Here is a 13,333-nt window from a genome sequence, read left to right as displayed (position 1 = left end):
GTGCCTTGAAAAGTCCATGTTCTGAAGCGTCACGAGTCCGCGTGTTGTGCGCGGTCCTCGTCGTCGTCGCATCCGTGAGCTGCGGGGAAGAGCCGCTGCTCGCCCCGAAGGTCTCCGAGGAGACAAGCCTCACCACGAAGCGACAAGGGCTCTCCTCCGTGCGAGTGCCTCGCATGGTGGCGACAGGCGCCTATCACTCCCTGTTCTTGAAGAAGGACGGAGAGGTCTGGGCCTGGGGACAGAACTCGTTCGGACAGGTGGGGACGGGCAGCATCACCCCCGCGGCCCTGCCGCAGCCCACCCGGGTGTACGGGCTTCCCCCCATCAAGGCCGTCGCCGCCGGCACGGCCCACTCCCTGGCGCTGGATGTGGATGGACATGTCTGGACCTGGGGCCAGAATGCCTCAGGCCAGGCAGGGCTCGGGAACACGGGCGGCCTCGTGTTGGTGCCCACCCAGGTGCCCGGGCTGTCCAACATCCAGGCCATCGCGGCCAATGGCAGCTTCTGCCTGGCCCTGTCGCTGGACGGACAAGTCTGGGCCTGGGGACAGAACGCCTCGGGACAGCTGGGCACGGGGGCCACGAGCGCATCGGTGCCCTCGCCCTTCCAGGTGACGCGACTGCCGACCATTCGCGCCATCGCCGCGGGCTTGAATCACACCCTCGCACTGGACGCGGATGGGCAGGTCTGGGCCTGGGGCTTCAATAGCGCCGGGCAGGTGGGCACCGGAAGCACCTCGCCCTCGATGGTGCTGACGCCCACGCGGGTGGCGGGAATTCCGCGCGCCAGGGCGATGGCCGCGGGAGCGGGCCACTCGCTCATCATCGACGAGCAGTTCGGCAATGTGTGGGCCTGGGGCCAGAACACCTTCGGGCAGACAGGGACCGGCAGCACCACGCCCGTGCTGTCGCCCTCGCCGGTAGGAGGCGTGTTCGCGGCCACGGCCATCGCGGCGGGCCACAACACGTCCACCGTCATCATGGGCAACGGCTTCGTGAAGGTGTGGGGCCACAACGCCTCGGGGCAGCTCGGCAATGGCACCACGGTAAACAGCGCCACGCCGGTGGACGCGACAGGGCTCACCGACGCCACCTCCATCTCCGCGGGAGCCCAGCATGTGGTGGCGGTGAGACCGGGATGCCCCGTGTGGGCCTGGGGCAACAACATCCATGGACAGCTCGGCACCAGCACCAGCACGTCCACCACGCCGACGACGACGCCCACGTCCACGCTGCTCACCAACACGTTCTATTTCGACGGGGACATGGATGGCTTCGGAGATGAGTTCTTCTTCGAGTCCGCCTGCACACCGTCTCCCGGTTTCGTCGAGGAGATCGACTGCGACGACTACATGCCCACCACCTATCCAGGCGCACCGGAGCAGTGCAACGGCGTGGATGACAGCTGTGACGGACAGGCGGACGACGGCAACCCGAGCGGCGGCGAGGGCTGCGCCACGGGACTGCCCGGCGTGTGCGCGGCGGGCACCACGGCCTGCACTCAAGGAAGCGTGGTCTGCACACAAAACCAGGCTGCGTCCACGGAGGCGTGCGACAGCCTGGACAATGACTGTGACGGACAGGCGGACGAGGAGAACCCTGGCGGCCTGGTGGCGTGCCCCACGGGTGCCCAGGGCGTCTGTGGTGACGGCGTGACGCACTGCTCCCATGGTGCCATCGAGTGCGTGCAGAAGCAGGCCGCCTCGTCGGAGACATGCGATGGCCTGGACAATGACTGCGACGGTCAGTCGGACGAGGAGCTCACCTTCCAGGCGTGGTACCGGGACCAGGACGGCGATAACTACGGCGTGACGTCCCAGTCGACGCAGGCGTGTGCTCGGCCCCTGGGCCATGCGCCGAACGCGGGTGACTGCGACGATGTCCAGCCGAGCCTGCACCCCGGCGCCACGGAGGTGTGCGACGCCGTGGACAACAACTGCGATGGACAGGCGGACGAAGGGCTGGCCACGCAGGCGTGGTATCGCGACCAGGACGGAGACGGCTTCGGCGCTGTCGGGCAGGCCGTCCAGGGTTGCCGCCAACCTCCCGGCCACGTGTCGAACGCGGTCGACTGCAACGACGGCGACGCGGCCATCAAGCCCGGTGGCAGCGAGGTCTGCGACAGCGTGGACAACGACTGCGACACCCAGGTCGACGAAGGCCTGATGAGCGCGTGGTACCGCGACGCGGATGGGGACGGTTACGGCAGCGCGGCGGAGTCGACGCAGGCCTGTGCGCGACCTTCCGGCTACGTGTCGAACGCCAGCGACTGCAACGACGGCAACGCGAGCATCCAGCCGGGCGCGACGGAGGTCTGTGACGGCGCCGACAACAATTGCAACGGCTCCGCTGACGAGGGCCTCGCCACCCAGACGTGGTACCGCGACGCCGATGGCGACGGGTACGGCATGACCTCCAGCACCTCGCAGAAGTGCGACCAGCCCACGGGGCACGTGTCGATTGCCGGTGACTGCAATGACACCAGCGCCAGCATCAGGCCGGGTGCGACGGAGACGTGCGACGCCGTGGACAACAACTGCGACGGCTCCACGGATGAAGGGGTGACGTCGACGTTCTATCGGGACGCGGATGGGGACGGTCACGGCAACGCGGGTCTGCCCACCCAGGCGTGCTCGCGGCCCGCTGGATACGTGACGGACACCACTGACTGCAACGACGCCAGCGCGAGCGTCCGTCCTGGTGCCTCGGAGGTCTGCGACTCGGTGGACAACAACTGCGACGGCGTCACTGACGAAGGCGTGACGTCGACGTTCTACCGGGACGCGGATGGTGACGGGTACGGCAACGCAAGCCAGCCGACACACGCTTGCGCCCAGCCCGGTGGGTACGCGGCGAACGCCAGCGACTGCAACGACACCAGCGCGAGCATCCGCCCCGGGGGCACGGAGGTCTGTGACGGTGCGGACAACAACTGCAACGGCGCCACCGACGAGGGCGTGCAGTCCACCTTCTACCGTGACGCCGACGGTGACGGAGCTGGCAACGCGGGCCTGCCCACCCAGGCCTGCTCGCGGCCCGGTGGTTATGTCGCGGATGCCACCGACTGCAACGACGCCAGCGCGAGCATTCGTCCCGGCGCCACGGAGGTCTGCGACTCGGTGGACAACAACTGCAACGGCGCCGCGGACGAGGGGGTGCAGTCCACCTTCTATCGTGACGCCGACGCTGATGGGTATGGCAACGCGGGCCTGCCCACCCAGGCCTGCTCCCGGCCCGGTGGCTATGTCTCGGATGCCACCGACTGCAACGACAGCAGCGCGAGCATCCGTCCCAGCGCCTCGGAGGTCTGCGACTCCTTGGACAACAACTGCAATGGGCAGGCGGATGAAGGCGTGATTCCCACGTGGTACCGCGATGCGGATGGCGATGGATACGGCACCTCGAGCCTCTCCGCGTCCACCTGTGCCCGGCCCGGCGGCTACGTCGCCAACAGCTCCGACTGCGACGACGCCCGCTCCAATGTCTCTCCCGGGAGGACGGAGAGCTGCGACGGCTTGGACAACAACTGCAACGGCTCCGCGGACGAAGGCGTGCTGCTCACCTTCTATCGGGATGCGGATGCGGACGGCTACGGCAACCCCACCCTACCGACCGCCTCTTGCACCCAGCCTGGCGGCTATGTGGCGAACGCCGATGACTGCAGCGACTCCTCGGCGAGCCGGAACCCCGGAGCCGCGGAGATATGCGACTTCGCCGACAACAACTGCAATGGGGAGGTGGATGAAGGAGCCCTGCGCAGGCTCTATCCGGACGCGGACCACGACGGCTACGGCTCCGCCAGCCATCCAGGCACGATGGGCTGCCTCATCCAGTTCCACACCACTCAAACCGGGGACTGCCATGACGGCAACCCCAACATCCACCCCAACGCGACGGAGACATGTGACTCCATGGACAACGACTGCGACAGCGCCGTGGATGAGGGGCTTGCCACCCAGACCTGGTACCGGGATGCCGATGGGGACGGCAATGGCAATTACAACATCTCCATCCAGGCCTGCGGCCAACCTTCTGGCTATGTCGACCTTGACTCTGACTGCGATGACTCGAACGGGGGCGTCTTCCCTGGCTCGATGGACATCTGCTACGACGGCCTCGACAACGATTGCAGCGGCATCGTGGACCAGTGGTGCGCGGAGTGTCCCTACATGCATGAGTGCGCACCCCAGATCCCCCCCTATTGATAGCCAATCACCAGGGGACCTTCCTGAACCGGGCTCAACTCCACGCCCCGTGATGCACGGATGAAATGAAGGGGCCGGCCTGTCCCGCCGGCCCCTTTTGGACTGAGCTGGCCACTCGACTCTCAAGAATCGGGCATACGCCTCACGCTCATTCAATGACTCACGGAAACCCCGTCCCCGGGTGCTGGCCAGTTGAATCCTCGCAGCGGAGGCCTAGCTTGGCTGCCCAAGCGGGTCTCGGTACGCCCGCGCCCACCCCCGGAGTTTCCATGTCGCGACGCACCAGCCTCTCCTTCCTGGCCATGCTCTCTGTCTTCACGTGTCTGTATGCGGGCGAGAGCTTCGCGCAGAACGCGCGCACCGGAACGGCCTCCGACGGCAACTACATCACCGTCCCCTCCGGCTCGGTGAATGACTGGGTCATCCACGTGTCCCCTCGGGACATGGGGTTCGAGGAGCCCGGCTCCGAGGGCGACAACGCACTCCTGAAGTTTGAGTGCTACGTGGTGCAGATCAACCAGTACACGTGGCAGGTCGTCGCCCGGTACAAGCTGCGCCCCTGGAGCAACCGGGACGGCATCTGGCACAGCGGCACCGCCAACTATCTCCTCGTCCACAAGTAGGCCGGCGCCTGCTCACGAGCCACATCGAACTCCATTTGCAATCAAGGTTGCAGTGCGATGACGGCAACCTCCGGAGCCTCGACGGCTGCGGCGCCACCTGCCAGCTCGAACTTCCCTGAGCCATGAGCGTCGCGTGAGCGGGCCGGTGTCACCCGACTCGACGGGCCCGCTCACCTCGCAGGTGCTTCGACGCCACGAACACCGGTGCGGCTTCAGTCAGGCGAGAAGGACAGCTCAGCCACCCGGCCCGCTTCGAAGCGCACGATTCCCCAGTCAGAGTCGCCCCATCCCTGGTGGGTGTGCCGGTAGACCACGCTGTCCTTGAGCGCCAAGGCGCCACCCGGGCTCTGTCCGACATCTCTCGCGAGCTCGCTCCCCATCGCCTGAGGCGCTTCTGGCCGCACGTAGGGATTCGCGGGCCATCCCGTTCCTTCGATGTAGCGGCCCATCACGGCTTCGACTTCACCGCGCGTCATGCCAATCCGAAGCAAGGAGAAGTCTCGGAGGAAGGGCTTGCGGGAGTTCCACTCGGTGAGGCGGATGCCCACCACGCCGCCGACGAAGGCCACCAGGAGCCCCGCACGAACCACCCGGGGGGCCGACCTGGAGCCATAGGCCCCGAGCCCCAATCCCAGGCAGAGGATGACGGCATTCCAGGACGGCAGATACGACACCGCATCCACGGAGTCGCACACCGCGAAGAAGCCAAGAAGGCCTCCCAGCAGCACGAGGGTGAGGAGCAGCGGCAGATGTCGCCTCGGCATCATCAGCGAAGCTTACGGCGCCACCGATGCGGTGTCTTGCCCCTCGGGTGAGCCTCTCCCGGGAGGACAGACAGGTCACGTCGGAGGAAGGGGCCGGCCTGCGGTCGTGCCGGCCCCTTCGCTTCGTCAGCGCACCCAGTTCACGTTGGAGATGGTGAACTTCGTTCCATCCTGCTTCTCCACGTTGGTGTACGGCAGGTACACCCGCGAGGAGAACGTGTTCGCCGCGGTGTCGATTTCGATGAGCCGCGTCGGGTTCGACGTCCCGTCATGGTACGTGGTCAGCATCTGGTAGATTTTGTTCCCCTGCGTACCGGTGACTTCGCTGTACGCCGCCGTGCCCACGTGCCCGGAGAAGATGAACCGCACGTTGGCGTACGGTTTGAGCGCGTTGTCGAACACGTACTGCGGGCTGTTGTTTCCATACCCGCCATTGCCCTGCTCGATGCCGCCCCCACTCGTCTGGTGCGAGTGCGTCAGCACGATGACGTTGTGACGCGGGTGCTGCTCCACGACGCTCTTCACCCAGTTGACCGCATTCGTCCGCGCCCAGAGCTCCACGTTGATGACCAGCCAGTTCAGTCCGCCCGCCGTGAAGGTGTGATAGGCATTGTCGCACTTGCCCGCCTCGAACACGCCCGCCAGCGCGCGGAACCGCGTCGTCGGAAAGTACGTGTTGAAGGTGGTGGTGTTGCGGAGGTTCGCGTTCACATTGCCAGGGCACGCGCTGCCACCGGGGCACGTCGCCGCGGTGTCATGGTTGCCAATGGCGATGGCATAGGGAATCTGCGCGGCATCCAGCTTCTGGAACGCGTTGCTCGCCCGGACGTACTGGATGTGGTCCGCCGTGTCCCAGTTCGCCATGTCGCCCGTGTGGCCCACGAAGCGGATGTCGAGCGCGTCCTTGTTATCCGCCAGCCACTGCATCCGGTGGTCAATCAGCGTGGACTGCGAGATGAGCTCGTTCTGCGTATCCGGGATGATGACCAGGGTGAACTTCGTATCCACGGGCTGCGCCGTCGTGGGCGCCGCGTGGAACTTGATGCCCTCGTCCACCCACCCCGCCGCGCTCAGCGCCGAGCGCTCCGCCGCCGTCGTCGCGAAGCGGTGCTTGCGCAGCGTGTCGTTCGCATAGCGATAGACAGGGACCAGGCACGGCTCCGCCGTCGTCGACGCGAAGAAGCCCGTCCCCTCGTCCGTGGTGAACCCGCCCTGCGTCGCGAGCTGCTGCTTCTCCGCCGCGTCGATGGTCCAGAAGTGCTCGTTCCGGCTCGGGCTGTACAACCGATAGACCGTGGACAGGCCCGGGCCCGCGACGGCGGCGGCGCGGAAGGCCACGCCCCGGTCATCGGTGTAGCCGTAGTTCGTCGCGGCGCTGGCCGCCTCGTTCGCGTTGAGCGTGTAGAGGCTGTCGCCGTTGCTCGCCCGGATGCGGTGATACACCGGCGCGCTCATGGCGGCGCAGTCCAGCGCGGCCTTGCTGGAAGCTGTCTCGGATACCTCGTCGGGTGACGTGCCGCCGCCACAGGCTGACAGCACGCCCCACAGCGACAGGGATGCAACGACTCTCAAGGGACTCATGGTGTCTCTTTCCAGGATGGGATGAATACAGGGCTCGTCGGCTTCGACTCGGTGTTTACCGCGAAATACCGAATTCCGGCCTTGGCTATCGCTTGAGTTCCATCCCAGGAACTCCATGTGTCCGACTGCGAGCAACACACAACACCGTCACGACGGAGCAGTGAGCAATGTCTCTCGAATTTTATACAAACATCTAATCAACCCCGAGCGTGCGCATGGCACCTGAGGTCCGCTTCAGATTGATGCGGAGACGTGGAGGGACACTCGCGGGCGGACGTCCGGGCCCACTCACTCCGGCGTCACCACCCGCAGGAACGCGTCCTGGTTCCACCCGTCCCCGCCGCCATCGCGCTGCCAGCCCGCGACGGCCAGTCCGCGCCCGGGCACCATCGCGAGCCCCGTCACCGCGAGCGAGCACTCGCCGCTCGCGCAGCCTTCCACCGGCAGCTTCCGCTCGCCCTGCTGCGTCCCATCCGCCGCGTAGCGCGTGAGCACGTCACCGCACGCCACCATCACCGCGCCCGCGCCATCCACCGCCGCCGCGACACCTTCCGACGCCTGGTCGCCGCACTCCGGCTGCTTCAGCCAGCGCACCTCGCCCTCCGCGCCCACGCCGAACACGAACGGCCCTTGAGTCCCCAGCGACGTGCCGCCCCACACGAGCAGGCCCGTGAAGTCCCCCGCCACCGTCACCGCGCCATCCGGCCCCACCGCCACCGACGTCACCCGCCCCTTCGCGCCCGGCAGCTCCCGTCCCCACACCAACTTCCCCGCCTCGTCGAACGCGAGCACCACGAAGCCGCGCCGGCCCTTGGCGCCGAATGACTCGCCATCCACCTCCAGCGTGTCGGAGAGCTGCCCCGCGAGCACCGTCTGCCCCGACGGCGCCAGCGCCACCGCGTGCAGCGCCGTGCCCTCACCCGTCCCGGTGAGCCGCCGCGTCCAGCGCACCGAGCCGTCCTCCGCGTAGTGCGTCAGTACCGGGTCCTGCACCTCGCCTTCCCACTCCTCGCCCGCCACCACCACGCCCCCGGCCGGGTCCGCCGCCACCGCCCGCGCCTTCTGCCCCACGCGCTGCTGCCACGTCGCGCGCCCCTCCGCGTTGAAGCGCACCACGAAGCCGTCCTGCGCCGCGCCCAGCCCGAAGTTCGCCGGGTACAGGAACGCATTGCCGGTGAGGAACACCGCGCCGTCCGTGCCCGGCGAGGCCGCCACCCTCAGCTCCGAGAGCCGCTCCCGGGGAAAGTCCTGCACCCAGTGCGACGTCCCCTCCGGCGAATACCGCGCCAGCTCCACCGCCAGCAGCTCCCCCTCCACCGGCTCGCGGTCGGCGTCCTGCCGGGGTGTCTGCGACACCACCATCACCACGTCGCCGCCGCGTCCCACGGCGAGGCCGGACGGCGTGTCGTCCTGCGGCCCACCCACGCGGGTCTCCCAGAGGGTGCCCTCCGGCAGCGCGCCCGAGGGCGGCGAAGTGGACTCCGAGGGCGGCGTTTCCGGCCCGGACGGCGCCACCCCGTCGGCTCCGGGCGCGGCGGTCTCCCCGGGGGGCTCGGGAGCGTCCTGCTGGGAGCCACACGCCAGCCCGGCCCCCCAGAGGAGGGCCACGGGCCCCATCACCCGCCAGCCGTGGAACCAACGTCCCGCTCGCTCAAACCGCATGCGCGCACCCCGGAGACGGCCGCCGTCCGTCGGAGGCCGGTTCTCCGGAGACGGTAAGCAGCGTGTCCGCGAGGCGGCATTCCCCCTGCCCCTCGGGGGGCTGGCCCTGCTCGGGGGGCGTGCAGGCACGGAGGGGGCCCAGGCCCCTTTCGGGCCTGTTCCAGAGTGTATGGCAGCGGAATAGCCCCCCGCTCCAACGGTTGCCACCTCACGACTCGGCTGCTCGGAAGGAGGAAACCGTTGGTCCGGGCGCCGCCCGCGAATTAAGAGACTCCTTCCATGGAAAGCGCCGCCCCCGCCCCACGTCCCGTGCCCGACCCCTCGAGCGACGACCTCCGCGCAGTCGAGGAGCTCGCCGAGGCTCGAAACGCCATCGTCGGCCAGATTGAGAAGCGCGTCGTCGGCCAGCGGGAAGTCGTCGAGCACCTGCTCATCTCGCTCTTCAGCCGGGGCCACTGCCTCTTCGTCGGCGTGCCCGGCCTCGCCAAGACGCTGCTCATCTCCACCTTGGCGGACGTCCTCAACCTCTCCTTCAACCGCATCCAGTTCACTCCGGACCTGATGCCGTCGGACATCACCGGCACGGACATCCTGGAGGAGGACCGCACCACCGGCCGGCGCAACTTCCGCTTCGTGCAGGGGCCGCTGTTCGCCAACATCATCCTCGCGGATGAGGTGAACCGCACGCCGCCCAAGACGCAGGCCGCGCTGCTCCAGGCCATGCAGGAGTACCGCATCACCGCGGGCGGCCGGACGTATCCGTTGGACCTGCCCTTCCTCGTCTTCGCCACCCAGAACCCGATTGAGCAGGAAGGCACGTACCCGCTTCCGGAAGCGCAGTTGGACCGCTTCATGTTCCTCGTCGACGTGGGCTACCCCACGGCCGAGGAAGAGGTGCAGATCGTCAAGAGCACCACGGGCGGCGAGCAGCCGAAGCTGGAGAAGATTCTGTCGCCCGAGCGCATCCTCGCGCTGCAGGAGCTGGTGCGGCGCGTGCCGGTGCCGGACCACGTGGTGCGCTTCGCGGTGGAGCTGGTGCGCAACACCCGCCCCAAGGAGCCCGGCGTGCCGGACTTCGTGGCGAAGAACGTGTCCTGGGGCGCGGGCCCTCGCGCCAGCCAGTATCTGGTGCTCGCGGCGAAGGCGCGCGCGATTCTCCATGGCCGCTTCGTGGCCACGGTGGAGGACGTGCGGGCGCTGTCGCGGCCGGTGCTGCGTCACCGCGTGCTGCCCAACTTCACCGCGGAGAGCGAGGGCATCACCTCCGTGAAGCTCATCGACCAGCTCCTCACGGTGGTGAAGGGCTAGCGCCGCGTGCTGCTCGATGCCCAGACGCTGGCCCGCCTCAAGGGCGTGAAGCTGCGTGCCCGCGCGGTGATGGAGGGGGTGCTGTCCGGCCTCCACAAGAGCCCCCACCAGGGGCAGAGCGTGGAGTTCGCCGAGCACAAGGAATACGCCCCCGGCGACGAGCTGCGCCACCTGGACTGGAAGGCGTACGGCAAGTTCGACAAGTACTACGTCAAGCGCTTCGAGCACGAGACGAACCTGCGTTCGGTCATGGTGGTGGATGCGTCCGCCTCCATGGGCTACGGCAGCGGCGCGTTGAACAAGCTGGAGGTCGCCACCACGCTGGCGGGAGCGCTGTGCTACCTGCTGGTGCGTCAGCAGGACGCGGCGGGGCTGGCGCTGCTCACCGGCGGCAAGTGGAAGGACGTGCCGCCGCGCGCTTCGGCGGGCCACCTCAACGTGCTGCTGGAGACACTGGACGCCACGACGCCGGGCGGAGGCACCGACCTGGGCAGCGCGGCGGACCACCTGGCGGAGGTGCTGCCCCGGCGCTCCACCGTCATCGTCCTGTCGGATTTGCTCGACGAGAAGCAGGACGCGCTCAAGCGGGTGCTCGCGCTGCGGCAGCGCAAGAACGACGTGTCGCTGTTCCACGTCGTGGACCCGGCGGAGCTGACGTTCCCCTTCGATGACCCCACGCTCTTCCTGGACATGGAGGGTGAGGGCCGCATCGAGGTGAATCCGCGCGAAATCAAGGAGAGCTACCTGGAGGAGTTCCACGCCTTCCTGGCCAGCGTGAAGGCCTCGTGCGCGGAGGCGGACGTGGACTACGAGCTGGTGCGCACCGACGAGAAGCTGGACGACGTGCTGCTGCGCTACCTGGGGCGACGCGGGAGGCGCGGGTGACGTTTGGCAATCCGTGGATGCTGCTGGGCGCGCTGGGCGCGCTCATCCCCCTGCTGGTGCACCTGTTCGACCGACGTCGGCCGCGTCCCCATCCGTTCGGCCCGCTGGCCTTCGTGCTGCGCAGCCAGAAGCGCACCGCCAGCCGACTCAAGCTCAAGCGCCTGCTGTTGTACGCGCTGCGCACGCTCATCCTGCTGGCGATTCCCATCGCGCTCGCCCGGCCGGAGCTGAGCCGTGACGCGCACGCCGCGCAGGTGGTGAAGGGCCCGGCCGCCACGGCCATCATCCTGGACGCGTCGCTGTCCATGCGTTGGACGGACGGCACGTCGCTCTTCGAGCGAGGACGGGACGAGGCGCGCGACGCGCTCAAGGACCTGCTGCCCGAGGAGCCCGCCACGGTGCTGGTGTGCACCAGCTCCCCCGCCGCGCCTCCGCCTCCGGGGTTCGACCGGGCGCGGCTGCGCGGACTCGTGGATGAAGCAAAGCCGACCTACGGGGCGGCGGACCTGTCGAGGTGCATGGAGATGGCGTCGCGCTCGCTGGAGGAGAACCCCATGGCCGCCAAGCGGCTGGTGGTGGTCTCCGACATGGCGGCCTCGGCGTTCCGGCTGGAGGCGCCGCCGCCCACGGTGAAGGGCCCCACGGGGGCGCCGGTGAAGCCCGAAGTCGTGCTGCGCGATGTGGCCGAGGGACGCGAGGCCCTCAACAACCACGCGATTGTGGACCTGAAGGTGGAGCCCGCGCTCCAGGCGGGGCCGCGCTCGTTCCAGTTCACCTTCACGGTGCGCAACTTCGGGACGGAGGCGGCCAAGGATTTGGAGGCCGCGGTGCGCACGGGCGAGACGACGCTGGCCAAGGGCTTCGTCGACGTGCCTGCGGGTGGCACCACGCAGAAGGCGCTGACGGTGCGCTTCCCGCAAGGCGGCACGGTGGTGGGTCAGGTGACGCTGGCGTCGGACTCGCTGGCGGAGGATGACCGACGGGCGTTCGTGTTGCCGGTGCCCAAGGCGCTCAAGGCGCTGGTGGTGAATGGCGCGCCCCATGCGACGCGCTACCGCGACGAGGCGTTCTTCGTGGACGCGGCGCTGACGGCGCCCGGCTCTCCGGTGGAAGTCGCGGTGCGTGACTCGGAGGTGGGGCTGCGCGAGGACTTCGCCGCGTACGACCTGGTGCTGCTGTTGAACGTGCCGGCGCCCAGCCCGGAGGAGGCGGCTCGGCTGGCGGCCTTCGTGGAGAACGGCGGCGGGCTGTTCCTGAGCATGGGCGACCGGGTGAACACGGAGGACTACAACCAGCGGTTGGGGGCGGTGTTGCCCAGGCCGCTGCGCGTGGTGCGCACCAGCGCGGAGCGCGAGACGGACCCGGAAGCGGAGACGAAGGCGGCGCGGCTGGCGCAGGTGAAGCAGGAGCACGTGCTCTTCTCGCCCTTCACGGGGCGGGCGGAGGAGGGGCTCATCGGCGCGCGCTTCTACCGGTACGTGTTGCTCGAGGCGGACAATCCGGCGTCGCCCGGCGCGAGCCAGGTGCTGGCCACCTACGAGGACGGGGCGCCCGCGGTGGCGGTGATGCGCAAGGGCAAGGGCCGGGTGGCCATGTTCACCAGCACGGTGGACCGTGACTGGAGTGACTTCGCCATCCGCACCAGCTTCCTGCCGCTGATGCAGCGCTTCGCGGCGTACCTCACCGGCTCACTGGAGGAGCGCGAGGAGGTGCGCGTGCGCGTGGGTGAGCAGGTGACGCTGCGGCCGGAGGGCTCGCAGAAGGTGACGGCCGTGAAGGCGCCGGATGGGAGCGAGTTGCCGGTGAAGGAGCAGCCGGATGGCTCGGTGGTGGCGGGGCCGGTGCTGGAGCCGGGGGCGTACTCGGTGCTGGGCGCGGACGGGAAGATGCAGCCGGCGCTGTCCTTCGCGGCGATGCTCGACCCGGCGGAGAGCGACTTGACGCGCGTGCCACAGGACACCCTCACCGCGTACTTCGGTGAGGAGACGGTGAAGGCGTCCAGCGGTGACGAGGACCGGCCGACCGTGCCGCTGTGGACCTGGCTCATCCTGGCCGCGTGCGTCGCGTTCTTCTTCGAGGGGACGCTGCTGCGCAAGTAGCTCCCGACACGCGTGCCCACGCGGACTGTCGCGTGGGGTGCATGCCGCCGTGCTGAAAGCAGACGTGGTGTGACTGCGTGAATCCCTGGGCGCGACGTCGCGAGGCCCACGCGGAGCCGCCATCACGTCCTGTGTTGGCCTTGTGATTGGACGGTGTCACCGCCCTGCTCGGACGTCAGCTGGAGAAGACAGCCCCGGAGCCCAGG

9 protein-coding genes are annotated in these 13,333 nt (G+C 68.5%); 6 read left to right on the top strand and 3 right to left on the bottom strand.

Features of this window, described 5'->3' with window-relative positions:
- Positions 1–41: 41 nt before the first annotated feature.
- From HUA75_RS15465 to HUA75_RS47930, 3 genes are all read left to right on the top strand, one after another.
- Entirely contained in the window at positions 42–4,205 is a 4,164-nt protein-coding gene (locus tag HUA75_RS15465; RefSeq protein ID WP_217446081.1) for a MopE-related protein, read from the top strand.
- Positions 4,206–4,474: 269 nt separating this feature from the next.
- Positions 4,475–4,828: a hypothetical protein gene (locus tag HUA75_RS15460; RefSeq protein WP_174486821.1), complete on the top strand. Its 354-nt coding sequence runs from the start codon at positions 4,475–4,477 to the stop codon at positions 4,826–4,828.
- Complete coding sequence (locus HUA75_RS47930) at positions 4,732–4,947, top strand: hypothetical protein (RefSeq protein ID WP_174486820.1); 216 nt, start codon at positions 4,732–4,734, stop codon at positions 4,945–4,947. Before HUA75_RS15460 ends, HUA75_RS47930 begins: the two co-directional genes overlap by 97 nt.
- A 93-nt stretch (positions 4,948–5,040) precedes the next feature.
- Here HUA75_RS47930 and HUA75_RS15450 read toward each other — a convergent pair whose 3' ends face one another.
- From HUA75_RS15450 to HUA75_RS47530, 3 genes are all read right to left on the bottom strand, one after another.
- A complete protein-coding gene (locus HUA75_RS15450; RefSeq protein ID WP_174486819.1) occupies positions 5,041–5,595 on the bottom strand; it encodes a hypothetical protein in 555 nt (184 codons plus the stop codon).
- 123 nt (positions 5,596–5,718) lie between these two features.
- Positions 5,719–7,173 (bottom strand): metallophosphoesterase, encoded by a 1,455-nt coding sequence (locus tag HUA75_RS15445; RefSeq protein ID WP_174486818.1) that lies wholly within the window; start codon positions 7,171–7,173, stop codon positions 5,719–5,721.
- 288 nt (positions 7,174–7,461) lie between these two features.
- Positions 7,462–8,835 (bottom strand): hypothetical protein, encoded by a 1,374-nt coding sequence (locus tag HUA75_RS47530; protein ID WP_174486817.1) that lies wholly within the window; start codon positions 8,833–8,835, stop codon positions 7,462–7,464.
- A 279-nt stretch (positions 8,836–9,114) separates the two neighbouring features.
- Between HUA75_RS47530 and HUA75_RS15435 the strand changes: the two genes are divergently transcribed.
- Genes HUA75_RS15435 through HUA75_RS15425 form a run of 3 tightly spaced genes read left to right on the top strand, consistent with a single transcriptional unit; the run spans position 9,115 to position 13,127 of the window.
- Complete coding sequence (locus HUA75_RS15435) at positions 9,115–10,143, top strand: MoxR family ATPase (protein ID WP_141641671.1); 1,029 nt, start codon at positions 9,115–9,117, stop codon at positions 10,141–10,143.
- A 6-nt stretch (positions 10,144–10,149) separates the two neighbouring features.
- Positions 10,150–11,028 carry a DUF58 domain-containing protein gene (locus HUA75_RS15430; RefSeq protein WP_141641670.1) on the top strand — a complete coding sequence of 293 codons (879 nt, stop codon included), beginning with the start codon at positions 10,150–10,152 and terminating at the stop codon, positions 11,026–11,028.
- Positions 11,025–13,127, top strand: a complete 2,103-nt coding sequence (locus tag HUA75_RS15425) for a BatA domain-containing protein (RefSeq protein WP_141641669.1) — start codon at positions 11,025–11,027, stop codon at positions 13,125–13,127. Before HUA75_RS15430 ends, HUA75_RS15425 begins: the two co-directional genes overlap by 4 nt.
- Positions 13,128–13,333: the final 206 nt, after the last annotated feature.

It is taken from the genome of Myxococcus sp. CA040A, assembly GCF_013336725.1.
In the GTDB taxonomy this organism is placed as follows: domain Bacteria; phylum Myxococcota; class Myxococcia; order Myxococcales; family Myxococcaceae; genus Myxococcus; species Myxococcus llanfairpwllgwyngyllgogerychwyrndrobwllllantysiliogogogochensis.
This window is presented reverse-complemented; position numbering and strand designations above follow the sequence as displayed.